The following is a 21904-nucleotide window of genomic DNA, read 5'->3' on the forward strand; positions in this document are numbered from 1 at the left end:
GAAGCAGTGCCTGTAACGGGAACACAACGGAGACAACCCTCCGCCCCCGGGCACCATCACTTCAGCTAACACATTGGTTTTGTTCCAGCTTTTTGCACGTGCAAGGAGCCGTAGACCATGTCGGCTTATGTGACAGCCTTCATCCACTTCTGCAGCACCTCGACAGGGTAACCAGCCCCGTATCCGTGGCCCACGCCATCGGTCTGCCAGCCGCCGATCTGATCGACGATGTCGGCAGGACACTCAACAGCACGGAGCCTGTCCCGCATAGAATGGCGAAAGCTGTGCATGGTGCATCCTTCGGGTGCCATCTGCTTGATCCACTTGTTCAAGGCGGCGCTGGCCGCGTTCGCGTTTGTTTGGTCTTTCCTGTTGTAGCGCGGGAACAGAAACTCGGTGTCGGTCACCTGTGCTATCAGGCGCTCGGCTGCCCAGCGAGCTTCACCCTCCAGCGGCACATTGCGTTCGCTGCCCTTGGTCTTCAGGCGGCGCCACGGATGCGGGCGCACTTGGGCGACGAGCGACCCATCTGGCCTGCGCTCAATGTCCTCCCTTACCATACCCACCGCCTCAGCGAGACGCATCCCCGTGTCGGAGACCAGGGCCACGAGCCACCGGATGTCGTCGTCCATCTGGCGACACTGACGTTGAACTTTGCTCAGGGCATCGGCAGGGATCGGATTACGTTCACTGACCCCGGCCTCTCGGTCGTAGTATACCCCGTTGAACGGGTTGGTCAGGGTCAGGCCAAGCTCGCTTGCCGTAAAGTTGGTGACTGCCCGAACGGTCCCGAAGATGCGGGTGATGCTACTGCCTGCCAGACCTCGTTTGATCAGCGCGTCCCTGAACTTGTTGGCATCGGCCTTGGTGTAGGCGTCGAGTTGCTGGTCACCACAAGCGTCGATGACATAGCCGCAGGACCTCTCAGCAGCCCGGTGAAAGGTGTCAGGGCGACCCTGTCCTTTGAGGCGCAGATAGATGCCCACTGCTTCGGACAGCTTCACAGAGGCCGAAGAAACCTCAGATGGCTTCGAGCTGGCTACAACGCGACCCTCTCCTTGCAGCCTGAGCATGTGTTTGCCGGGCAAGTCCGCGTCCTTGGACCGAAGGTGAAACCAGTACTCATCAAGCTGATCTGCGGCTCTCCTAGCCCGAGCTTCCGCCACGCGAGCGGCCCTTGTTCGCAGGGAGTATGCGATCCTAGGAGAGCAGTAATGTTTCCTGAGGTCTTTGGGGATGCGGCGGCTGAAGTAGAAAACGCCATCCTTCACGAAGGTGAACGCGGGCGAAATGGTCTCCGACATGGTCTACGGCTCCTTGCACGTGCAAAAAGCTGGAACAAAACCAATGTGTTAGCTGAAGTGATGGTGCCCGGGGGCGGCCTGCAACCGAAGTTTCAGGAAAGGTCATAGGTCGTCACAAGTGGTCACTTTCCTGAGCCTAAACAACTGAAATTCAACAAATAATGCACATCCGGATGGTTCCATGGGTGACCACAGTATGTCATGGTGGCTCAAACAACTTATCAAAGACCAAATGGTGGATAGGATGGTGGATTGAAGATGGCGATTAATCGGCTCGCGGCTGCCCAACTCAAGAGGCTTCCGCCAGGAAAGCACTGTGATGGCGGGGGCCTCTACTTCATCAAACGTGACGACGGCGGAGCTCAGTGGGTTTACAGATATTCAATCTATCAACGCCGGAAAGAAATGGGCCTCGGTTCTTGGCAGGACATTAGCCTAAAGCAAGCTCGAGAAGCTGCGCAAAAATGGCGAGCAGTGAAGGCCGACAGCAAAGATCCAATCAAGGAAAGAGAACGAGAGAAACGTATCGCACTGAAGTCTGATCATTCCCTAGAAACCATTGCCTTGGCTGCTTTTGAAGCCAAAAAAGCGGAACTCAAGGGCGATGGGCAGGCGGGGAGGTGGTTCTCCCCTCTGCAATTGCACATCTTACCGAAACTAGGAAAAACGCCTGTTCAAGAGATCGACCAGCAAGACGTTAAAAACGTACTTTCGAAAATATGGCATGAGAAGGCCCCGACCGCGACAAAGGCGATCAATCGCCTCGGTATTGTGATGCGGCACGCTCTAGCGATGGGCCTAGACGTAGATCCTGCGGTTACCGACAAGGCAAAAATTCTTCTCGGAAAGCAACGTCATACTGAAGAGCACATTAAGTCTCTAGCTTGGCAACAAGTGCCTGAATTTTATGCCAGTCTAGATGAAGGTACGGTCACCCATCTCGCTCTCCGGTTCCTGATTTTGACAGCCGTTCGGTCCGGCCCTATCCGAATAGCACGCTGGGACCAAATAGAAGGTTCAACTTGGACTATCCCTGCAGAAGTGATGAAAGGGCGTCTTGGCCATACTGAGGAGTTGAATGTGCCGCTCTCGGCAGAAGCCATGGCAATCTTGAAGCAAGTGCGCCCCTTTGAAAGAGAAGGCTGGATCTTCCCTGGGGTTCGAAAGGGAACAATCTCTAACCAGACCATGTCCAAGTTAATGAAGACCCGAGGCATGGACGAACGGCCACACGGGTTTCGGTCTAGTTTTGATACCTGGTGCGCTGAAACACAGGATGTTTCGTTCCAGATTTCAAAGGCGGCTCTCGGCCACAAATTCGATAGCAAAGTAGGCCGAGCATATCGTCGAACCGATTTCTTGGAGAAGCGTAGGGTTTTAATGGAGGCATGGGCAAGTCATGTATCCGGGGAAAATTGTCAAGTAATCAAAATAGCTCACACATGACCAGAGAAGAGGAAGAGCTGACAGCAATCGCGACGGTGATCGAGCGTCATTGCCCTAATGTTTTCAAAACAAATAAGGAGGCACTTAGCAGCTACGCCAACCACGTCTACATAGCTCACAAAAACTGCCACAAACTCTTCAATGTGAGCCCCGACGTTTCCACTTTAAGTGATCTTGAAAAGCTGATTGGACAAGCGTCTGATTTACTTAATACTTTGTCTGAGCAGACAATCAACGACTTAAACCTCTCAATATCTGCTCTGGATGCCGACATTTTGTGCGCGCGCTCATCAAGGTATTTAGATCCCGACTTGTCAGATGCGCAGGCAACAAGAAGTTTACAAGCTGACAGGAACGCCAAGTCTCTAATTGGCTCGATGCGTGAATGTGGCATTTCAGAAAACAACGAAATCATCATGTCGCGTGAGGCAGCCCTCACCTCGCTCCTTCGAGGTGTCCAAAAACTCAGAAGCCGCCCTGAGTACGTTAAAAAGTCTTCCAGCAAGCGAAATTATCGCGCGATTGCGGTTGCTTGGGCTTGCAGAAAAGTCTGGCGCGAAGAGTTAAACCCAGGCGAAATACAGCACTGGAAAGACTACCCAAACCCTACGCCGAAGCAAATCAACCCGCTTAGCAAAAACCATCCCTACGAGAGTTTCTTAGCTGATATGTTTGATGCCCTGCGAATTGGGTGCCTACCAAATTCAGCGTTGGCTGCGCTAGAGAAGCTTGGAGGCGAGGAAGCCGTCACTTTGTTGGTCGAAAACGGTTAAACCTCTGGTTTCCTACTTACCAACGTGCCGTCGTGCTGTGCGCATATGGCTCCACAGTTGATCATAAGGAGTCACCTATATGCTCGAAAAGTATCTCACCTTTAGCGACTTGATGGTTCGCCTCAATTCGTCTCGCAGCACGGTCAGGCGCCGCGTTGCGGACGGAACGCTGCCTGCTCCTATCGTAATGGGGCACTTGAAGCGTTTCAAAGAGAGTGAAGTGAAGGACGCGCTCTCGCGCCTTGCCAAAAACCGTTCCCAATAAGAAAACCCGCCCCAGTCAAACCGGGAACGGGCTGTCATTAGATCCGATTGAACAGTACCATTTTCCGGCTCTTGATGCAACCCAAGAGTGAGAAATGCATCACGCTATTTACTGCGTGCAACCGGCTGCAATTTGCTTGAACCTCCCCCATTGCAACCGGCTGCAAAACTCAAATCCGCCCGGTCGTACAACCATTTTCAAAAACTCGCCGAAATGCGAGGTGAGCTATGCCTGACGATTGGAGCAATGTACTCCTTTTCTTGCCTAATGCTCCCCTGCGTGTAGCTGAGAAATTTGAACGTGGTCTGTCCGGAAATGAGATAACTCCTTTAGACCGCAATCAGTGCCATGGGTACTTTTTCCGTGTTTGGCGCAGGTTCCTGTGCCCCAGCCAATACACCATCGTAAAGTACATCTCAGATCGTACCATCATGGTCGGGCAAGATCGCTTTGCCGACACATGGGCAAACATCTTTGAGGGCAGCGAAGATCATCGCCCTCTTGGCCTCGATCTCATGACAACCCTCGAAGCCTTGAATGATCTCAGGGAGCACGGCGTTGTCGAAACCTATGGTATTGCATGTGATGACCGGCTTCTCGGATGCTTGATCAACCTCCGTTGGTCACCGGAGGTTAGCTATGACTTGTGATCTCCGCCATCGCGAAAGCAGTTCAGACTATGGGAAGGTGATAGCCTGCGCCCAGCGCTACAGGGTCGCCGTCTGCAAAGATGGCGTTCAGTGGATACTTCAAAAGCGTGTCTCGCTCGCTGAGAGCCGTTCTGGAGGCGTGTGGAGGTCTGTCAGCTACCACATTGAACGCAAGTCACTAATCCGGCTGTGGAACGCCTCCGTAGGGCTGCCCGCACCGGAGGCAATCACCACATTGCCTTCTTTCTTTCCCACCCGTTCTTGAAGTCCCAAGGAAAAGATCATGCAAGTCGCCAGCGCGTTCGACATGCTCAATCCCGCTTGGGAGGCTGAGCGCTATGTCCAAAAGGCCCACCTAATCCGGGCAGGCAAGAAACGCCGATTGGCGACGGCATCCCAGACGGGCAAAGGCAAGCAATTGCGCCGCTTAGTCGACGGCTACTTGACCAATCCACAAGTCAAGATGTCAGCCTTGTACAAGGCTGGCGTCCGCCGCCCCAACGTTCGAGAATGGCATGCGGAGGCAAGGAGCTTAGATCTGTTCTGCGCCATTCAAGAGACGGTCTATTGGTGGCCGGAACCCAAGCGCTCGGGAAGTTTTAGGCCGGTCTGCAGCCTGCCGCAGAACCTCAAAGCTGCGCATAACATGATTTCGGACGTAATCTCCGCAATGATGGCCCTGCCGCCTTTCATCTACAACGTGAAGGACAGGGGCCGTGACAAACTGGCCCTGCAGCTCCTTGCAGTTCTTCGTCAAGGCTTCAACTGCTACCGCATCTATGATGTCCAGGACTGTTTCCAAAACGTCTGTCCGGACGCGGTCTACCAACTGAAACTACCGAGGAGAGTAATCACACATGCGCTAGACATGAGGAACTTGAAATTGCAGCCAGTTGCAATTCACGATGCCACCCAATCCGATCCTATCCCTTGGGATACTATCATCGATACCGCTGTAGAGAGTGGGCCAGCGGGCCTAATGCAAGGTTCCCCGGCCTCCAATCTCATTCTCGCTTACCTGCTGCAGGCCATGCCACAACCCGCCAATGAGCGCGGACGCTTGTTCCTTTACGGGGACGACCTGATTGCAGTCGCAAAAACAGAAGAGACCGCTGACCGGGTAGAACAATCTCTGCTCCAGTTCTTCGAGCAGCCCAGCATTGGTCCACTCCCTCTACAGAAAAAGGCCGCCGGGACGGGCTGTACCTTTGAATTTCTCGGATACGAATTTCACAGGAACACGATGAAGAACACCTGGTCGATAGGTCTATCTCAACGGAATTGGGACGAATTGACTAGAGACCGCCATCTGGAGGTATTGAGACTGCACCTGGAAAACCCCAGCGGCATTTTCCTGGATGATATGCGGTCTGTTCGTCGCAAGCTACTTGGTCATGCAGCACTGTCCGACCCCGAAGCCATTCTCCGTGCCCTCTACGACATTGGCCCTGACTTAGCAGAAATTCAACGTGCGCGATCAAAATGGGGAACTTAGAAGCAAAAAAGTAGATAGTTGACGCACCTCACCCACCCTGTATGTACTTGATATGGATAGAAGATCTTTGCTGAGCATCACCCGAACTCTCGCCGCTAAACCTCCAAAGACTGTGAAGCTGGAGCAAGCTTTGCAGATTGGTGCGGGCTTCGGCACGGCTTGGTACAGCGACCAGAAAGAACACGTCGTCCGGTGGTTGGAAGAATACGACACCCCCGGCGTCTACGGGCGCAAACCAAACTCCGGCAGAGATGCTAAAGCTATCTACAACCTACTCCTATGCCCGCCCGCGGTGTTTTGGCTGGCAGAAGCCGCAGGTGTGCCGGAAGCCCTACTCGATGACGCGTTCGCCGCCGGGGTCAACGCACACAAACATTGCGCTAGTCAAAGCGCAGCCATACGCCGGGTCATCCCTTGGCCCATCGTCGCACAGCATCTTCACAAGTTGTCAGAGGGGGGTGCAACCCGTTGCAGCAGCCAGAGGGGCGCAAAGGCGCCCAGCGCCTAGTTGCAACGGGTTGCAATGGCTCCCGCATAACTCATCCGCCTGAAAGGACCGCCTAAAATGACCACACTGATCATCATCACCGCCGGGTTGTACTTCGCCATCGGAGCGCTAGTTTGGAAAACCATTGTACTGCGGAAATTCTCGCAGACCGACGCCAGCAAGTGCCGCACGGACGACGAGTACATAGTTATGTATGTCAACCAGCACTCACTTCGGGACAAGGAGAACTCCGGTGACCCCGCTCAACAGATCTGCAAAGCGGTGTTCCTCTGCGCTTGGCCCTTTTTCCTGATGTACGGTTTCTTGTCTGCCCGCTTTCTGGACGCGGCGGACCTACGGGCGCCGGAGACAAGTTGAACCTAGAGGCTATGTCAGCGACCGCCCCCGCCCGGTATCAAAGGTCAGATGGTAGACGGCGGGGGGTAGACACTTGGTCAAGGCCCGAAGCTGGGTGCCACACCACTCAAAAATTGCAACGGGCTGCAGCCGTGATAGATGTTGATAGGGTAGACGGCGCCAAACTGCGGGCTGTTATAATGATAGACGGCGATAGGGTAATCACGAGGCCAGCACAGTTCATGGCACGCTCGCAGACCAAAATTGCAACGGGTTGCAACCGTGTGAGATGTTGGGGGGGTACACAAATGATCAACGCTACAGAGCGGCCAACAAGCTACCTAGATATTGCAACTGGCTGCAATTCACTGCAGCGCAAAGCATTTGCGCCATCGCTCCCCAGCTAGTTATTCGCCGTTCGCGGAACCGTACCCATAAATCTGCTGCAGCAACGGAAATGGGTCCCAGGCGATACAGCGGGCCAGAACGATGAACTCAATCACATCTAACCGTCTCTCAAAGCCCTCGACCTTTGCCACGTAGGATTGAGGCTTACTCAAGGCCTCTGCCACTTGCTGCTGCGTCATCCCGGCATCCAAACGCGCAGCTTTCAGTGCAGCTACAAGTTGCCGATAGGTTTCATCGTAGATGCTTTTTTGCACGCCCACATTCCGTTTGACCTGATGTAAGCGCGTCGGTATTCAGAACGCAGAAATATCCCAAAATAGGATATTTTCTGAGCGCCGCAGGCTGACCTTCCGGGCAAGATGCTGACGAAGGAAACCCACATTTGCAGGCGCATCAGATTTCAATCGGAGGGGGCATTGTGACAAGATTGGGCATTACAGCATCAGCAGGCGCCATGGTGCTGTTGGCAAGCATGGCCTACGGCAAGATCATCACAGGAGCATATGTAGGCTGCGTTACCGAGGACGCCTTGGACACATTCATTTCCGCGGCGAATTCTGAGGATTACCGGCAAATGCAGGCGCTGACAGGAACCGTTTGCACATCAATCGAAGGATTGGAGTTCTCGGTGGTTGATCGTGGCTGGTCGCGCAGTCAGATCAGGGTCTACGCGAATGGCAACTCCGCCCTGCTCTGGACAGTATCCGAGGCTGTGAAGTGACATGGGTATCAGAATACTCGCGGGCGAAGGTCTCCGCCTCGGCAAGCACGACAGCACCAAGGTCCTGTTCGGTCAACTACAACTCAAAAAGGAAAAGGGCTGGTTCGCCACCTGCAACTATTCGCTGACCCAGGTCGCACAGATTGAGACAGTTGACGAAGAGAACTACCGCACCCTTGGCGCCACCGCAGGCTGGGGCTTGGTAGGCATCGCACTTGCAGGGCCGTTTGGTGCGGTGTTGGGCGGCTACTTCGGCGGCAAGAAGAACCTGATTGTCGCCGCGGTAGAGATGGATGACGGTCTGCGGTTTCTGGCCGAGTTCAGCCCGGCGAGTTTCCGGAAACTGACGAAACACTATAAGCACACCGAAGCGCTCCAGAAGACCGGTTTCGCCAAATAACCTAATCGATGGCTGCCCACCTCAATCAGGCGGCCATCGCTCTGTACTTTCTCACTGTTCTCTGCAGCCTCCCAAACGCGGTATAAACCAGCGCGGGCACCCCGTGTAATTGCAACGGGCTGCAATCGAAATACATAGCAAATACAAATAGATAACTTCTTTCCTCCAGCTATTTATGCTATAGAAGGAATGGTGGAACTCCTCTGTTTTCGCCGCATGGAAATTGCAACGGGCTGCAACGGAAGAGATCGATGAGCATCCAGAAAGTTAAACTCTACGGCCTCTTGGCAGAGAAGTTCGGGGATGAACTCCCGATCAAAGGTGACACCCCGACGTACATCATCCAAATTATGGAAGCCAACTTCCCCGGCCAGGTCTACAAAGAGATCAGCATGGGTGAATACTTCATCTGGTCCGAGAATGAAGACGGTAACAAACGAGGCTATGAGACCGAAGAAGATCTGATCACCGCTACATCTGATACTGTGTTGCACATCATGCCGCGCCTTGAAGGGGCATCGAACCAAAAAGGCGGCATCATGGCGATCATTGGTGTCGTTGTGATAGGTGTAGTCATCGCCGCCTCAGGAGGCGCAGCATTGGGTGCCCTTCCCGCTCTACAAGGCGCTTTGGCCTCCGGAGGTTTAGCGGGTACAGCCGCCCAGCTTGGGATTGGCCTCGCCCTTTCCGGCATCGGGTCAATGCTAGTGAAGCCGCCAGCCTTCAATGTCGACAATGACCCGCAGGGCGATCACCAGTCCTACATTTTGAGCGGAGCCGTCAACACCATGGCCGAAGGCGGCGCAGTTCCTGTTATCTATGGTGCCCCCATTGTCGGCTCCACTGTCATCTCTGGCGGGGTCGACATTGAGCAAATTGGTGTTGATGAGTGACGCTTTTGGCGAAGCTTTCTGAAGCTTACATCTCTTCTTTTGATCGGCGTATGAAGAGTTTAAGACGGTGACATGAATACGCTTCCGACAACAGAAATCCCCAGAGACCCCAACCGCTCGACACAGAACGCTGTTTCTCCGTTCCGTTACCCCGGCGGAAAGGGCTTCTTGTCGGCGCTACTCAGACACAGGCTGGCTGTACTGGACCCGAACGAAACACGGATTTTTGCAGAGCCATTTTGCGGCGGCGCTGGCGCAGCCCTAATTCTTTTGGCAGACCGTGATGTCGACATGATCATGCTAAATGATGCTGATCTGCGTATTTTCTCAGCCTGGAAGGCGATGCTTGATGAAACTGACCGCTTCATCAAGCAACTGCGGTCTGTTCAGTTGAACATGGACGAATGGTATCATCATAGAGACGTAGTGGCCGGTTTTTCCGGCGACCAGTATGACTTTAATGTCGGGTTTTCCACCTTTTACATGAACCGGACAACCAGGTCAGGCATCATTCTAAAGTCGGGCCCAATTGGCGGGTATGACCAGAGAGGTAAGTGGAAGATTGACGCACGGTTCAATCCGGAACGCCTTACAAAACAGGTCGGATGGTTATCAGAAAACAGGACGCGCATCGAACTTACTAACAAAGACGCCTTGGCATTCATTGACCAAACTCGCAGAAAACCCAACGCTGCGAACACCTTTTTCTTTATCGATCCGCCGTATGTGAAAGCCGGTGGGCGTCTTTACTTTGATGGGATGAGCGAAGCCAAGCATGTTGCCCTTTCAGACATTCTCACAAGCGGTTCAGTTCCGCACTGGCTTCTAACTTACGACGATGCTCCTTTGGTGCGGCAACTTTATCGCTCGGAAAGATGTTCGACAATTTCCGTGAACTATAGCCTGCAAGCCAAGCGCAAAGAGAATGAACTTCTTGTAGAGCCTACGCGCTAAGCCAACGCTGCCTGCCGGAAATCTTCCACCCAAGAAGTAACCTGTGGCATGTTCCCAGCTTCGTCTGTTTCAGTACCAGCTTCTACAATGCGCAGCCCTTGAAACGCGTATTTTGGCATGCGTGTGCGCTCCAAAATTCTACCATGCCCCATATGCTCTCGATACCATTCTCCTTCGTCCAGCACGCGGAATGGCATCATCGTGGCTGTATTTCGTTCAACCATCGGCCGGATCTCCATGTAGTTCACTTCAAGCAGCTCCATGAAGTACCCTACCGGCTTACCGCGCCAATTGTGTCCGCTGGCTACTTGGCCATAGACAAACAGGCTAGGCGGGGGCACGTTTTCGGTCCGCCATGCAATGACATCAATTCCTCCATCCTTAGCCTGAGGCGGAGTATAGGGGCCTGGGGCATCCTTGGTTTGAAATCCAGCCCCCCTCATTTCGGCACGTCGTAGAGTTTCTAAAACTGTGGCTTTGTCTTCTCGCGGCCAGCCGACGCTAGCAGCTTGTCCATCAACAAAACCACACAATGCGTAGGTTGAAACCACTTGAAACACTCTGTTTCGCAGCCTTGAGATCAAGCCTGTTTCAACCTCAAAGTCCAGAAGACTTTGACGGGAAACATGTGAAGCTAGCAAACAGGTCAGGTACGTCGCGTACCTTTCATCCGTCCAATCTTCTACTAGTTCAAGCTCCTCAGCATCTGCCGACAAAACGAATGGGTACGCACCCTCACAAGCTTGGATGCGCAAGTCCACTTCGTTTTCAACGCTTTCACGCAGCCGCTCATTCCGCGCATCTATGCGCGCAATGTTCTCTGCACCATCGTCGCCGAGGTCGCCATCTTCATCGTCGACCTCATCGTCATCGACTTCTTCATACTGCTCTTCAAGAGCAGCCTCCAATTCATCCAATCGTGCGGTCCGAAACTCATTGAAGAAGGCAACAAGCTCTAACCAGTCCACAAAGACATCCTCTGGCGCACCCAGAGGCGGGGTTACAACAGGTTCGCCAGCCATTATTTTTCTTTGGACGCTTCTAACCCAGACATCTGAACATCAACCGTGGCTTTGATAAGTTGCACACGCTTGAACGCGGAGTTTACGATTTCCTGCAACTCGGACTGCGTCTCCGGTTCGAAACCATCAAGAGTTTCCATCGCGAGCCGGAGCTGCCCGTTGGCTTCCACTATGTGCTTTGAAAAGCGCCGATCTTTGGGGGTAGCGGTAATAAGCGCATCATCAAGATGGCTCGTTTGCTCCAGAACTTTGGTCCCTGACTTTGACCGCAGCACCTCTCTGACCCTACCCAAATCCGGGTTTTGGCTTCTTACAACCGGCTGCAAATCTCTTTCCTTGGAACCATACAGCCAGGTTAACAAGAAGCGCAGGTTGTCAGCATGCTCTGTATCGACCGGCTCACGAGAGGGGTCTTGGTCTCGCTGCGGTTTAGGCATACCCAGATACTCTGTAAATTCCGGGTAGGACAGGCCAGTGTAGAGGTGCGAAAAGCTGAATGCCCGCTTGTACCTGTCTTCCAAATTGAAAACGTCCATCCGCTCGGCCTGCATCAACACATAGTACGCGGTAACCATCCGGTGGATGGTCGCGTGTTTATCGCCCATGCGGTTAGCGATATCTATCAGCTTCAGCGGGTTTTCAGCCTCCAATTGGCTATCAAGCCAACGTGCCGCGAACGTGGCTTTGGCAAAGGCGTCCCATGCTTGCGGCCCGTTGATGTGCTTAAATCCGATTAGCTCCCGAGCGTCCTCTTCTCGCTCAACGCGATAAACAAGAATGTTCTCAAAAGTTGCCCGGATCTCATCACCAAATTCGGGAGCGCTCAATTTGGCGTAGCGAGCGTAATCAGAGTTTCGCAGTGCTTTTAGCGCTGCCAAGCGGCGATTGCCTTCAAGAACGACAAGCTTGTCGTCCCGGACAACAACTACAAGCGGCTCAATATTGATGTACCCGCTAGTGCCGATTGACTGAACCAACTCGGATAGATCAGCTGTTCGAGCCAACTCAGCGATGATTGCTGGGTCCGTGTCCTCACCTGGGCGCCTATCTGGTGTGAAGCGCGGATTGTTGGTGTCGAAATGTAGCAAGTCGACCGACACCAACTCGGTATCCCTGATACCTATAACGTCATCCCAGTTCATCGCAGCCTCCGATGCCGCACCAGTTTTTTTCAGCGGCCTGTTCCAACAGTTTTATATTGATTTCTTAAGTTCTTGCTAGTGGGGCCATACAGAACCCGGACAATTTCGCCTAAGGAAACTGCCCTGGTGGATACACTGGTGGATTGGAAAGCACATGGGGCAACTAACGCTTTGAAAGCATTATAATATTTTCTGATAAATGGTGCCCGGGGGCGGAATCGAACCACCGACACGAGGATTTTCAATCCACTGCTCTACCCCTGAGCTACCCGGGCACGGGAAGGCTGTTCGCCTTGGGTGGGGGCCTTCTATGCCGTGGGCGCGGCGGTGTCCAGAGGGTTTTTCAAAGAAAATCGCTAATGGCGCGTCTGCTGCGGTTTTTCTTTGGATGCTTGCGCGCGTTCCGCTTCTTCCAAAGCGTTTTCAATGTCTTCCGGGTCCTGGCTGGGCACTGAGTAGGCGCCGGTCAGCCATTTTCCGAGGTCGATATCGGCACAGCGCTTGGAGCAGAATGGGCGGTAGCTCTTTTGCGATTCCCCGCCGCAGACCGGACAGCTCATTTCAGCACCTCGCTCAGGGCAATTCGGCCGCGCTTGCGCTGCAATTCGTAGTGGCCGAGGTTGGTCCAGCCTGCCAGTACGGTTTCCTCGGAAGCCGCCCGGAAAGCGGCCCGCAGCGCGGTTTCAAACCCGCGGCGGTCCTTTTTCGGCATCGGGGCCAGGTCCAGCACGATCTGTCCACCCAGGCCGCGCACCCGCAGGGCGCGGGGCAGGGCCTTGGCGGCCGCCATATTGGCCTTGATGCCTGCCGCAAGAGAGGTGTCCGAACCGGTGTTCACATCCACCGCGACCAGGGCGCGGGTCGGCTCGATGAACAGGAAAGCACCCCCTGGCAGCGGCTCGCGGATGCCTTGAGCCGTGTCCAGTGCGTCCAGCACGCCGAGGCGCTCAAACCCGCCCGGCTCGCGCTCAATATCCGCAGGTTCTACCCAGTCCCGCCAGGCCAGCAGGTGCGGAGTGTCGCCTTGGGCCAGAACCTCAGGATCGGTCCCTTCATCCTGCATCACTTGCGCCGCCATGGCCGCCATGGCGGCAACGTCTTCGGCGATCTCTTCACTGTCTGCCCCGGCGCAGGCAGAGCGCAGGATCAGGCCGTAATCAGAGGCGTCCATTTCCTCATGGGCAATCTCCAGCAGCCGGTCGCGTTCATCCTCGTCGCGGATGCTGCGCGAGATGTTCAGCCCCGGCGCCTCCGGCGTGACAATGGCGTAGCGGCTCTTGAACAGCAGCTTCTGGGTCACCGGAATGGCCTTGCCAGGCTCGGCATAGCCGGAGATCTGCACCAGGATCATTTGGCCCGGTGCCAGCCCCTTGACCTGGCGCAGGAAGGCCGGGCCGTCCGGCGTGGTCAGGAACATGCCGCCTTGGCCCTTGACCGGCCGGTCGGCGCGGGCGCGGTAGATGGTGCCGGGGGCAGGGGCGTCGCTTTCGACCAGGATGTCTTCCAGCTTGCCGTCCACCATAAGGGCTGCGGCTTCGCGGTCCTGGATGTGGTCGAGGATGATAGTGCGGCCCTTCATGCGGCGGCCTCCTGATAGAGCGGCAGGCCGGAGGCGCGCAGCAGGTTTGCGGTTTCAGAGAGCGGCAGACCGACAATGCCGGTGAAGGAGCCGCTGATCCAGGGAATGAAGGCGCCGGCAGGGCCCTGGATGGCATAGGCGCCTGCCTTGCCCTCCCAATCGCCGGTGGCGAGATAGGCGTTCAGTTCCTCGTCAGAGAGGTTTTTCATCTTCACCTGGCTGACCACGTCTTTCTCCCATACCCGGTCCCCGCGGCGCACCGCAACGGCGGTAATCACGCGGTGGCGGCGGCCGGAAAGTGCCAGCAGGAATTCTGCGGCTTCGCCTGCATCGCGCGGCTTGCCCAGGATGCGGCGGCCAAGCGCCACGGTGGTGTCTGCGCAGAGAACGACGTCATCAGGGCCGGCTGGAACGGCTTCGGTCTTTTCCCGTGTGACGCGCGCGCAATAGTCGCGCGGCAGTTCGCCTTTTCGGGGGGTCTCATCGATTTCCGGCGGGCACACCTCGTCCGGATGCACACCCAGTTGCGCCAGCAATTGCAGCCGCCGCGGGCTGCCCGATCCCAGGATAAATGCCATGCCGTGGCCCTCTTAACTCTTCGCGCCTGTCATAAGGCGAAATCCGCCATCAGGAAAGCGGGCCGGGTCTTTTCCTCTTGCCCAAAATATCCCTGCCGGAAGCTGCGGCCGTCAGGCCGCCAAAAACAAAAGCCCGGCAGAATGCCGGGCCTTGATATTTCTTCCAGATCAAACGCTTACTTGAAGCGGTAGTTGATCCGGCCCTTGGTCAGGTCATAGGGGGTCATTTCCACCTGGACCTTGTCGCCAGCCAGAACACGGATGCGGTTCTTGCGCATCTTGCCTGCCGTATGTGCGATGATTTCATGGCCGTTCTCAAGCTCGACCCGAAACGTCGCGTTAGGCAGGAGTTCCTTCACGACACCGGGAAATTCGAGCGTATCTTCCTTGGCCATGTTGTCTCCATCATTGGGTTAACCCGCAAACTGCGGGACGTGCGCTTAAATGGGGTCATTTTTCCAATATTTCAAGGGCTCAATCAGCAAAGTGCGGCCTTTGTGACCGATTTCACCCGCGGCACTTGCTCCTCCCAGTGCAGCCGGTTCAGCACGCCGCCATCTGCCCTTACATGGGCGATTGCCTCCAGGTCCGCTTCTCCATAGGTCCAGCCCGGCTGGTTCAGGGTGCCTTCGGCCAGAACACCGGTGCCGGGGAAGCCCTTGTCCGGCGGGCCGAAAATGCCGCCTGTGCCGGTGTTCATGTCCACCGCTTCCGACCATTCATTGGCCCCGGTAATAGAGGCCATGGCGGTCACGCACTGGTTTTCCAGCGCCCGCGACATCGCGCCGATGCGCACCCGCCAATAGCCGGCCAGCGCCTCGGTGCAGGAGGGGACCAGAATCACTTCCGTCTCCGCCAGCGCGCGGCCCAGCAATGGGAACTCGCTGTCATAACAGATCAGCACGCCGATTCTCCCCAGGGACGTGTCAAAGATCTTGAGCGGCCCGCCGCCCGTGATGCCCCATTCCTCGCGCTCGAACCTGGTCATGATCTGCTTGTCCTGATGGTCCCGCTTGCCCGCGGGTGTGTACAGTTCGGCCCGGTTCACCGGCCGGTCCAATCCGCTGTTCACCGGGGCAGAGGCGCCGAGGATATGCACGCCGTGCTCGGCGGCCAGTTTCAGATGCAGTGCAGCGGCATCTTCCAGTTTCTCCGATACGGAATGAATCGACTGCTCCAGATCACCTGCAACCGCAGCGCCATCCAGCGTCGACAGCTCCATCGCGCCGTATTCGGGAAACACCAGCAGCTGGGCGCCATTGCCGGCGGCCTCCGCCACCCAGGCGGCCAGCTTGTCTTCGTACTGGGCCCAGCTTTCGAGCCAGTCGAGCGGATAGGCGGCGGTGGCGATTTTCATGCGGTCTCTCCGGCAGTCAGTGGCCGCATCCCGGTGCGGTCCTTCCGAAGGATTGCCCGGCATTGCGGCCCTGCGCAAGGCTATGCGGCACCCTGGTTTCATCTGATGCCGGGCACGCCGGAAAAACTCAAACAGAATGCACATTTTTGCAACGGAAACAGCCGCGTGCTGCGTTCCATCTTGGTGCTGCCCGGCATTTTGGCCATTCTCTCGTGCAGCGGATCATTTGATTTATTGAAAGAAGGACCACTCCCTTGGCGACCAAGCTTGATGACAAGAACCTGAAAGGCGTTATTGCCGACATCCCGAAAAAAGGTTTCCGCACCAAATTCTGGCGCGAATACCGTGCCGGCGCCTGCAAGGGCAGCGGCGTCGGTAAATACATGGACCTGCTGGAAAAACTGGGAGTGCCAGCCTCAGGCGACCCGGCCAAGGCGGATCTGGATAACATGGCCGAGATCGTTCAGGCCTTCAGCATGCTGGCCAACGCGATGCTCAAGGCGCGCGGCAAGTGCGGCAAGCTGCAGTCCCACAGCCGGGAACTGTGCCTGGCCTATGCCAAGCAGATCGAAAAACGCGAAGACGCGGCGGCGGATCTTGCCCGCAATGCGGACAAGATCAAGCAGAAGCAAATGGCGCAGCAGCTGAAGGCCGAGAAGGCCAACGAGGAAACCGACAAGCATCTGGCCAAGCTCAAGAAAGAGCACGAAGAAACCCGCAAGCTGATCATCAAGGAGATCAAGGCAGCCGAGGTGCGTGGCAAGAAGATCGAAGCCGCCTGCCTGGACATTTCCAAGGATGTGAATGCTGCGCTGAACAAGCTGGAAGCAATCAAGAAGGCTTGGAAGTCCGCCTATCACAAGGAGGGCGCGGATCGCTCCAAGATCGAAGCCCAGGCCGACAAGGGCATTCGCGACCTGACCAAGGCCTACAGGATCGATGCCCACGCCAAGAACGTGAAAGGCGCTTTGCCCAAACTGTTCAAGGAACTGGCTGAGAACTACAAGCAGTTCAAACAGGAAGATTACAGCAAGAAGGAATATGTTGCGGCCGGCAGGGCGGTGACAGCAGCCAAGCGCACATTTGATGATGCCCGCGATTCCGTGAAGCTTTATGCCACCCAGCAGAAGATCGCGCTGGAAGAAGTGCAGGCGGCGCGGCCAGAAGGCGTCTGAGCCAAATCAGTCAGGCGCCCGTCGGGGCGCCTGTCTCCGTTACAGATCCCGGATCCAGAACTGCAGCGGCTTGCTGGTTTCCCCGGTTTGATCCACATCCTTCCAGGAAAAATACGCAATGGCACCCTCCAGAGGCGCATACCCGCGCTTGCGCCAGAAGGGATCCAGCGGCGCGTAATCCGAAGGCCGCAACGGATGATCCGCCGGACGCTGCACGCCGCAAAAGGCGGTTTTCTTGAACCCGTGCTTCCGGGCATGTGCCTCGCGCGCGTCAAAGAACCCATGACCGACGCCATGCCCGCGGTATTCCGGCAGCAGCACGGATTCGGCGCAGTAGAAGACGTCGTTCAGGTCAATTCCGGCGCCTTCAAACGCGGCCGCAAAATCATCTGCATGATCCGCCAGCGGTGCGCCAGTGGAGGCCCCCACCAGGGTATCCCCGTCAAAGGCCCCGACCACCACGGCGCGGGCGCTGTCGCGGTAGCTTTGCAGATACTCCCGCTCATAGGCCAGATCCCCGTCGTATAGATACGGCCAGGCGCGGAACACCGTGATCCGCAGGTGCGCCACATCGTCCAGCGCGGCCTCCAGCGCCGCGCCGGTCATGGCTTCAACCCGGATGGTCATCCGGCTGAGACCTGGGCTATCCAGTCCGCCAGGTTGTAATAGGTGGTGACGCGGGAAATCTTGCCGTCCTTCAGCTCAAAGAACGAGCCCGCAGGCAGGCGGTAGGTCTGGCCCTTGGCCTCCGGCAGGCCCTCGTCAGTCACCAGATAGGTGCCGTTGACGATGAACTCCGCTGCGGCGCGGCTGCCGCCCTCTGCGGAAAAGATCACCATATCGGTCAGCTCTTCCTTGTAGCAGCGGTCCATATGGGCGCAGAACTCCGCGAACTTCTCCTTGCCCACCCGGATTTTGCCTTCGTTCACATGATGGGCAATCTGCTCATCCAGGCAGTCCAGCATGGTGTCCGTGTCGCCGGCATTGAAGGCCGCGAAATAGCGCGCGATGGTATCGGTCATGTTCTCTCCGTCGGTTCACCCCAGCGGTTTTTCAGGTGCTGGATGATTTGATCCCGTGTTTGACGGTAGATATCTAGCTTGGCCTGCCGTGTCTCGCCGAGCCCGGTAGGGTCCATAATCGGCCAATATTCGACATCGAGGTGAAAAAAACGGGTAAGCTCCAGCGCCCGGCGCTGGCTGGCGGGCGACAGCGCCACCACCAGGTCAAAGGACGACAAGTCATCGCCCCAGCGCTCCATCTCGTCGAATGAGCGCGACCGGTGCCGCGACAGTTCGACGTCGATCTCCTGGCAGACCGCGATCGAGAAGCCGTCGATCTCCATGTCGTTCTTGACGCCGGCGGACTGCACATAGGTGCCGGTGCCATAGAATTTCTTCATGATGCCCTCCGCCATCGGAGAGCGGACCGAATTGTGGTCGCAACAGAACAGAACGGACTGCGGCAGCTCCTCCACGCGTCAGCCTCCGAAGTGCAGGACGCAGATCAGGGTGAACAGGCGGCGGGCGGTGTCGGTGTCGACCTCGGCCTTGCCCTCCAGCCTTTCCTGCAGAACCCGGCTGCCTTCGTTGTGAATGCCGCGCCGCGCCATGTCGATGGTTTCGATCTGGCTGGGGGGCATTGTCTTTACCGCAGTGAAATAGCTCTCACAGATCTGGTAGTAGTCCTTGACCACCTGCCGGAAGGGCGACAGCGACAGGTGAAACTCTGCGGCCTTCTCCCCGGCTTCGGTGTTGATGTCAAAGACCAGCCGCTTGTCGCGGATCGCCAGCCCCAGATGGTAGGGGCCGGCCGGAATATCGCGGTCTTCCCGCTGCGGCAGGGCAAAGCTGTTGTCCTCGATCAGGTCATAGATCGCCACCTTGCGCTCCTGCTCGATCTCGGGCGTCGGGGGCGGCAGGTTGCGGTCGTCCAGTTCGATATGGCTGATGCGGCTCATGGGTCTTTGTCTCTGATATGCGCAGGGGCGTCCGGCCATGAGTATCGCACCGCTTTGCCCGGGGCAATGCAGCAGCGGGCGTCAAACGCCTGCCCGTTTGCGGCAGTGCTTGACAGGCAACGCCTCCGCAACCAGCCTGCCGCCAGCAGGAGACAGAGAAATGACAGCCCTCGAACAGTTTTCCCTTCATGGCCGACGTGCGCTGGTGACCGGCTCCACTGACGGTCTCGGCTTCGCCGCGGCCCGCCTTCTGGCAGAGGCCGGAGCCGAGGTCTGGATCAATGGCCGCAGCAGGGCGCGGGTGGATGCCGCGCGCGCCCGGCTGCCCGGCACCGCCCGCCCGCTGGTGCTGGATATCGCCGACGAAAGCGCCGCGACCAAGGCGATGGCCGGGATTGCACAGGAGGGCGGGCTGGACATCCTGGTCAACAACGTCGGCCAGCGCGACCGGCGCAGCCTGCCCGAATTCACCCGTGCCGATCTGCAATCGCTGTGGGAGGTCGACCTGGTCTCGCCCTTCCGCCTGTCCCAGATGGCGGCGGCGCAGATGGCGCCCAAGGGCTGGGGCCGCATCATCAACATCTCGTCGATTGCCGGCCTCATCGCGCAATCCGGCGATGCCGCCTATACCACCGCCAAGGCCGGCATCAACGGCATGACCAAGGCGCTGGCGGCAGAGCTTGGTGCTCAGGGAATTACCGTGAACGCAATTGCCCCGGGATTCTTCAAGACCGCACCCAATATGGCTGCTGCTGCAGACCCTGCGATTGCAGAGAAGCTGAAAAACGCCACTGCGCTGGGCCGCTGGGGTGAGCCGGAGGAACTGGCGCCTGCCATCCTGTTTCTGGCCTCGCCCGCCGCGTCTTACATCACCGGGCAGGTACTGGCCGTGGACGGCGGATACACTGCGCATTATTGATCTGCCAGCCGCTTCTTTCTGGCCCCAAATATCCCGGGGTGAATGCGCGGCACGCGCAGAGGGGCAGCGCCCCTTTCTGCGTTACCCGTTCAGCGCAGCCAGACGTGCAGTTACTGACAGCCCGTGCGCTTCCAGGCTTTCGCTTTTCGCCAGCACCTCGGCTGCAGGGCCGATGGCGCGCAGCGATTCCGGGGTCATCTGGCTCAGCGTCGTGCGCTTGAGGAAATCCATCACTGACAGGCCGGAAGAGAACCGGGCAGAGCGTGCTGTCGGCAGCACGTGGTTCGGTCCGCCAACATAATCGCCAATTGCTTCGGGGGTGTACTGGCCGAGAAAGATGGCGCCGGCGTGCACTGTTTTTTCGCTCAAGGCTACCGGATCGGCGACACACAGCTCCAGGTGCTCCGGCGCAATGCGGTTCGACAGCGCTGCCGCCTCATCCAGGTCCCTCACCGTGATCACCGCGCCGAAATCGCGCCAGGAGGCGCCGGCAATGGCGCGGCGCTCCAGCGTTTCCAGGCGCTTGTCCACGGCCTCAGCTACCGCACGGCCAAAGCCTTCGTCATCGGTGATCAGGATCGACTGGGCGCTTTCGTCGTGTTCGGCCTGGCTCATCAGGTCCAGGGCGATCCAGTCCGGGTTGTTGTCCTTGTCCGCAATCACCAGGATCTCCGATGGGCCTGCAATCATGTCGATGCCGACCTTGCCGAACACCCGCCGCTTGGCCGCGGCGACAAAGGCGTTGCCGGGGCCGGTGATCTTGTCCACCGGCGCGATGCTCTCGGTGCCATAGGCCAGCGCCGCCACCGCCTGCGCGCCGCCGACGCGGTAGATCTCATCCACACCCGCCAGCCGCGCCGCCAGCAGTACCAGCGGGTTCACTTGCCCGTCCGGGGTCGGCACCGTGATGGCCAGCCGGTCCACACCTGCAACCTTGGCCGGGATCGCGTTCATCAGAACCGAGGAGGGGTAGGAGGCCAGCCCGCCCGGCACATAAAGCCCGGCGGCGGAGACCGCCGACCAGCGCCAGCCCAGCGTTGCGCCGCTCTCGTCCGTCCACTGTGCATTTTCCGGCATCTGGCGCGCGTGATAGGCACGGATGCGCTCTGCCGCCAGCTCCAGCGCGCTGCGCTCCTCTGCCGGAACATCAGCGATCGCTGCATCCACCTCGGCTTCGGTGAAACGCAGTTGCGATGCGTCCAGTTCCAGCCGGTCGAATTTCGCCGTCAGCTCCACCAGCGCCGCATCGCCGCGGGCACGTACATCTGCAATGATCCCGGCCACGATGGCATCCACATCCGGGCTGTCCTCGCGTTTGGCACCCAAAAGCGCGGTGAAGGACTGTTCAAAACCGGCATCGGCGGTGTTCAGAAACTGCGGCATCGGGATCTCCTTTGGCCCCCGCATAGCGGCATGGGGGCAGAGCCTCAAGATTTATGCGTGAAGCCGGTGCAATTGGACGCAAGGCAAAAGGACTGGGTATGCCCAGCCAAAGGCGCTGAGACCTTAGTCCAGGGCTTTGCGCATCGGAATGCAGGGGGTACCGCAGCATCCGCCGGTCTCCTCCGAGGTCTCCCAGCCGTGTTTGCGGTAGAAGTCCAGCGCTGTCCGGGTGGCATCAAGGCGGCCCTCGGTATGGCCATCCCGCAGCAGTTCTGTTTCCAAATGAGCCAGCATCGCGGCGCCATTACCCCTGCCGGCCGCGGCTGGGGCAACATACAGCAGGGAGATGGCACCGCCCGGAGAGAGCCCGCCTACGGCGGCGGCCTCTCCGCCATGTTCGGCCAGCCAGTAACGCCCCGGTCCGCCAACCCAGCCGCGGATCTCCTCCGGCGTCTTGTTTGCAGTCCACTCCGCGATCCGGGTGGCATCACCGCAGTGGTCGGCCTGGCACATATCGCGGATCGAGGCGATAAGAACCCGGCTCATGGCAAAGACGTCAAAAACCGTCGCGCGGCGGATCTCCAGCGGTGCCGCCGGGGCGGCGAAGGCCTGGGAAATGCCGCGCTTGTTCTGCAC

At 57.5% G+C, this 21904-nt stretch carries 27 protein-coding genes and 1 tRNA gene; 12 read left to right on the forward strand and 16 right to left on the reverse strand.

Annotation, left to right across the window (positions count from 1 at the left end):
- Positions 1–125: 125 nt before the first annotated feature.
- On the reverse strand, positions 126–1304 hold the full coding sequence (locus RA21_RS04395; RefSeq protein WP_039146769.1) for a DUF6538 domain-containing protein: 1179 nt from the start codon (positions 1302–1304) through the stop codon (positions 126–128).
- 258 nt (positions 1305–1562) lie between these two features.
- Between RA21_RS04395 and RA21_RS04400 the strand changes: the two genes are divergently transcribed.
- The 6 genes from RA21_RS04400 to RA21_RS04430 all read left to right on the forward strand — a co-directional run bounded on the left by RA21_RS04400 (position 1563) and on the right by RA21_RS04430 (position 6798).
- Positions 1563–2750, forward strand: coding sequence for a tyrosine-type recombinase/integrase (locus RA21_RS04400; protein ID WP_039146772.1), 1188 nt, complete (start codon positions 1563–1565; stop codon positions 2748–2750).
- The gene (locus RA21_RS04405; protein ID WP_039146775.1) at positions 2747–3523 is read left to right on the forward strand and encodes a hypothetical protein; all 777 of its coding nucleotides are present in this window, start codon (positions 2747–2749) and stop codon (positions 3521–3523) included. The genes RA21_RS04400 and RA21_RS04405 overlap by 4 nt, the downstream gene beginning before the upstream one ends.
- Positions 3524–3602: 79 nt before the next feature.
- Positions 3603–3788, forward strand: coding sequence for a helix-turn-helix transcriptional regulator (locus tag RA21_RS04410; RefSeq protein ID WP_039146778.1), 186 nt, complete (start codon positions 3603–3605; stop codon positions 3786–3788).
- Positions 3789–4015: 227 nt separating this feature from the next.
- Positions 4016–4438, forward strand: a complete 423-nt coding sequence (locus RA21_RS04415) for a hypothetical protein (RefSeq protein ID WP_039146780.1) — start codon at positions 4016–4018, stop codon at positions 4436–4438.
- A gap of 283 nt (positions 4439–4721) precedes the next feature.
- Positions 4722–5933: a reverse transcriptase domain-containing protein gene (locus RA21_RS04420; protein ID WP_039146782.1), complete on the forward strand. Its 1212-nt coding sequence runs from the start codon at positions 4722–4724 to the stop codon at positions 5931–5933.
- A 565-nt stretch (positions 5934–6498) separates the two neighbouring features.
- Complete coding sequence (locus RA21_RS04430; protein WP_039146784.1) at positions 6499–6798, forward strand: hypothetical protein; 300 nt, start codon at positions 6499–6501, stop codon at positions 6796–6798.
- A gap of 386 nt (positions 6799–7184) precedes the next feature.
- Here the strand turns inward: RA21_RS04430 and RA21_RS04435 are convergent, their stop codons facing one another.
- A complete protein-coding gene (locus RA21_RS04435; protein WP_052257598.1) occupies positions 7185–7439 on the reverse strand; it encodes a helix-turn-helix domain-containing protein in 255 nt (84 codons plus the stop codon).
- 128 nt (positions 7440–7567) lie between these two features.
- Here RA21_RS04435 and RA21_RS04440 point away from each other — a divergent pair, with 128 nt between their 5' ends.
- From RA21_RS04440 to RA21_RS04455, 4 genes are all read left to right on the forward strand, one after another.
- Positions 7568–7906, forward strand: a complete 339-nt coding sequence (locus RA21_RS04440) for a hypothetical protein (protein ID WP_152610490.1) — start codon at positions 7568–7570, stop codon at positions 7904–7906.
- Between the two features lies 1 nt (position 7907).
- Entirely contained in the window at positions 7908–8306 is a 399-nt protein-coding gene (locus RA21_RS04445) for a hypothetical protein (RefSeq protein ID WP_039146792.1), read from the forward strand.
- 251 nt (positions 8307–8557) lie between these two features.
- Positions 8558–9199 carry a tail assembly protein gene (locus RA21_RS04450; protein WP_039146795.1) on the forward strand — a complete coding sequence of 214 codons (642 nt, stop codon included), beginning with the start codon at positions 8558–8560 and terminating at the stop codon, positions 9197–9199.
- A gap of 72 nt (positions 9200–9271) precedes the next feature.
- A complete protein-coding gene (locus tag RA21_RS04455; RefSeq protein ID WP_052257594.1) occupies positions 9272–10153 on the forward strand; it encodes a DNA adenine methylase in 882 nt (293 codons plus the stop codon).
- Here the strand turns inward: RA21_RS04455 and RA21_RS22550 are convergent.
- The 8 genes from RA21_RS22550 to RA21_RS04500 form a co-directional block, all read right to left on the reverse strand.
- Positions 10150–11175, reverse strand: a complete 1026-nt coding sequence (locus RA21_RS22550) for a hypothetical protein (RefSeq protein ID WP_152610491.1) — start codon at positions 11173–11175, stop codon at positions 10150–10152. The two genes, RA21_RS04455 and RA21_RS22550, sit on opposite strands and share 4 nt — an antisense overlap.
- Entirely contained in the window at positions 11175–12317 is a 1143-nt protein-coding gene (locus tag RA21_RS04470; protein ID WP_039146804.1) for a hypothetical protein, read from the reverse strand. Before RA21_RS04470 ends, RA21_RS22550 begins: the two co-directional genes overlap by 1 nt.
- 200 nt (positions 12318–12517) lie before the next feature.
- Positions 12518–12592, reverse strand: a tRNA-Phe gene (locus tag RA21_RS04475).
- Between the two features lie 81 nt (positions 12593–12673).
- Complete coding sequence (locus RA21_RS04480) at positions 12674–12877, reverse strand: DNA gyrase inhibitor YacG (RefSeq protein WP_019295074.1); 204 nt, start codon at positions 12875–12877, stop codon at positions 12674–12676.
- A complete protein-coding gene (locus tag RA21_RS04485) occupies positions 12874–13896 on the reverse strand; it encodes a ribonuclease E/G (RefSeq protein ID WP_039146807.1) in 1023 nt (340 codons plus the stop codon). Before RA21_RS04485 ends, RA21_RS04480 begins: the two co-directional genes overlap by 4 nt.
- Positions 13893–14474, reverse strand: a complete 582-nt coding sequence (locus tag RA21_RS04490) for a Maf family protein (RefSeq protein ID WP_039146810.1) — start codon at positions 14472–14474, stop codon at positions 13893–13895. Before RA21_RS04490 ends, RA21_RS04485 begins: the two co-directional genes overlap by 4 nt.
- 176 nt (positions 14475–14650) lie before the next feature.
- Positions 14651–14869, reverse strand: a complete 219-nt coding sequence (gene infA / locus RA21_RS04495) for a translation initiation factor IF-1 (RefSeq protein WP_005978431.1) — start codon at positions 14867–14869, stop codon at positions 14651–14653.
- An 83-nt stretch (positions 14870–14952) separates the two neighbouring features.
- Positions 14953–15831, reverse strand: coding sequence for a carbon-nitrogen hydrolase family protein (locus tag RA21_RS04500; protein ID WP_039146813.1), 879 nt, complete (start codon positions 15829–15831; stop codon positions 14953–14955).
- Between the two features lie 254 nt (positions 15832–16085).
- Here RA21_RS04500 and RA21_RS04505 point away from each other — a divergent pair, with 254 nt between their 5' ends.
- Positions 16086–17006 carry a hypothetical protein gene (locus RA21_RS04505; RefSeq protein ID WP_039146816.1) on the forward strand — a complete coding sequence of 307 codons (921 nt, stop codon included), beginning with the start codon at positions 16086–16088 and terminating at the stop codon, positions 17004–17006.
- 39 nt (positions 17007–17045) lie between these two features.
- Here RA21_RS04505 and RA21_RS04510 read toward each other — a convergent pair whose 3' ends face one another.
- From RA21_RS04510 to RA21_RS04525, 4 genes are read right to left on the reverse strand one after another with little or no spacing between them, the layout of a single operon-like run.
- On the reverse strand, positions 17046–17633 hold the full coding sequence (locus RA21_RS04510; RefSeq protein ID WP_039146819.1) for a GNAT family N-acetyltransferase: 588 nt from the start codon (positions 17631–17633) through the stop codon (positions 17046–17048).
- The gene (locus RA21_RS04515) at positions 17630–18028 is read right to left on the reverse strand and encodes a ketosteroid isomerase-related protein (RefSeq protein WP_039146822.1); all 399 of its coding nucleotides are present in this window, start codon (positions 18026–18028) and stop codon (positions 17630–17632) included. Before RA21_RS04515 ends, RA21_RS04510 begins: the two co-directional genes overlap by 4 nt.
- Positions 18025–18483, reverse strand: a complete 459-nt coding sequence (locus tag RA21_RS04520; RefSeq protein WP_019295067.1) for an arsenate-mycothiol transferase ArsC — start codon at positions 18481–18483, stop codon at positions 18025–18027. Before RA21_RS04520 ends, RA21_RS04515 begins: the two co-directional genes overlap by 4 nt.
- 3 nt (positions 18484–18486) lie before the next feature.
- A complete protein-coding gene (locus tag RA21_RS04525; RefSeq protein WP_019295066.1) occupies positions 18487–18966 on the reverse strand; it encodes a UPF0262 family protein in 480 nt (159 codons plus the stop codon).
- Between the two features lie 160 nt (positions 18967–19126).
- Between RA21_RS04525 and RA21_RS04530 the strand changes: the two genes are divergently transcribed.
- A complete protein-coding gene (locus RA21_RS04530; protein ID WP_039146824.1) occupies positions 19127–19885 on the forward strand; it encodes an SDR family oxidoreductase in 759 nt (252 codons plus the stop codon).
- An 81-nt stretch (positions 19886–19966) separates the two neighbouring features.
- Here RA21_RS04530 and hisD read toward each other — a convergent pair whose 3' ends face one another.
- Together hisD and RA21_RS04540 are read right to left on the reverse strand one after the other, a co-directional pair.
- Positions 19967–21268 carry a histidinol dehydrogenase gene (gene hisD, locus RA21_RS04535; protein ID WP_039147045.1) on the reverse strand — a complete coding sequence of 434 codons (1302 nt, stop codon included), beginning with the start codon at positions 21266–21268 and terminating at the stop codon, positions 19967–19969.
- Between the two features lie 123 nt (positions 21269–21391).
- Positions 21392–21904 (reverse strand): GNAT family N-acetyltransferase, encoded by a 513-nt coding sequence (locus tag RA21_RS04540; protein ID WP_052257595.1) that lies wholly within the window; start codon positions 21902–21904, stop codon positions 21392–21394.

It is taken from the genome of Leisingera sp. ANG-DT, assembly GCF_000813785.1.
GTDB lineage: Bacteria > Pseudomonadota > Alphaproteobacteria > Rhodobacterales > Rhodobacteraceae > Leisingera.

Bases quoted from the DNA above. Each gene is read 5' to 3' on its own strand.
- RA21_RS04395 (WP_039146769.1), bottom strand. From the start codon at position 1,304: ATGTCGGAGACCATTTCGCCCGCGTTCACCTTCGTGAAGGATGGCGTT.
- infA (WP_005978431.1), bottom strand. From the start codon at position 14,869: ATGGCCAAGGAAGATACGCTCGAATTTCCCGGTGTCGTGAAGGAACTC.
- RA21_RS04510 (WP_039146819.1), bottom strand. From the start codon at position 17,633: ATGACCATCCGGGTTGAAGCCATGACCGGCGCGGCGCTGGAGGCCGCG.
- RA21_RS04500 (WP_039146813.1), bottom strand. From the start codon at position 15,831: ATGAAAATCGCCACCGCCGCCTATCCGCTCGACTGGCTCGAAAGCTGG.
- RA21_RS04400 (WP_039146772.1), top strand. From the start codon at position 1,563: ATGGCGATTAATCGGCTCGCGGCTGCCCAACTCAAGAGGCTTCCGCCA.
- RA21_RS04525 (WP_019295066.1), bottom strand. From the start codon at position 18,966: ATGAGCCGCATCAGCCATATCGAACTGGACGACCGCAACCTGCCGCCC.
- RA21_RS04455 (WP_052257594.1), top strand. From the start codon at position 9,272: ATGAATACGCTTCCGACAACAGAAATCCCCAGAGACCCCAACCGCTCG.
- RA21_RS04490 (WP_039146810.1), bottom strand. From the start codon at position 14,474: ATGGCATTTATCCTGGGATCGGGCAGCCCGCGGCGGCTGCAATTGCTG.
- RA21_RS04410 (WP_039146778.1), top strand. From the start codon at position 3,603: ATGCTCGAAAAGTATCTCACCTTTAGCGACTTGATGGTTCGCCTCAAT.
- RA21_RS04480 (WP_019295074.1), bottom strand. From the start codon at position 12,877: ATGAGCTGTCCGGTCTGCGGCGGGGAATCGCAAAAGAGCTACCGCCCA.
- RA21_RS04445 (WP_039146792.1), top strand. From the start codon at position 7,908: ATGGGTATCAGAATACTCGCGGGCGAAGGTCTCCGCCTCGGCAAGCAC.
- RA21_RS04515 (WP_039146822.1), bottom strand. From the start codon at position 18,028: ATGACCGATACCATCGCGCGCTATTTCGCGGCCTTCAATGCCGGCGAC.
- hisD (WP_039147045.1), bottom strand. From the start codon at position 21,268: ATGCCGCAGTTTCTGAACACCGCCGATGCCGGTTTTGAACAGTCCTTC.
- RA21_RS04450 (WP_039146795.1), top strand. From the start codon at position 8,558: ATGAGCATCCAGAAAGTTAAACTCTACGGCCTCTTGGCAGAGAAGTTC.
- RA21_RS04430 (WP_039146784.1), top strand. From the start codon at position 6,499: ATGACCACACTGATCATCATCACCGCCGGGTTGTACTTCGCCATCGGA.
- RA21_RS04470 (WP_039146804.1), bottom strand. From the start codon at position 12,317: ATGAACTGGGATGACGTTATAGGTATCAGGGATACCGAGTTGGTGTCG.
- RA21_RS04485 (WP_039146807.1), bottom strand. From the start codon at position 13,896: ATGAAGGGCCGCACTATCATCCTCGACCACATCCAGGACCGCGAAGCC.
- RA21_RS04530 (WP_039146824.1), top strand. From the start codon at position 19,127: ATGACAGCCCTCGAACAGTTTTCCCTTCATGGCCGACGTGCGCTGGTG.
- RA21_RS04415 (WP_039146780.1), top strand. From the start codon at position 4,016: ATGCCTGACGATTGGAGCAATGTACTCCTTTTCTTGCCTAATGCTCCC.
- RA21_RS04405 (WP_039146775.1), top strand. From the start codon at position 2,747: ATGACCAGAGAAGAGGAAGAGCTGACAGCAATCGCGACGGTGATCGAG.
- RA21_RS22550 (WP_152610491.1), bottom strand. From the start codon at position 11,175: ATGGCTGGCGAACCTGTTGTAACCCCGCCTCTGGGTGCGCCAGAGGAT.
- RA21_RS04420 (WP_039146782.1), top strand. From the start codon at position 4,722: ATGCAAGTCGCCAGCGCGTTCGACATGCTCAATCCCGCTTGGGAGGCT.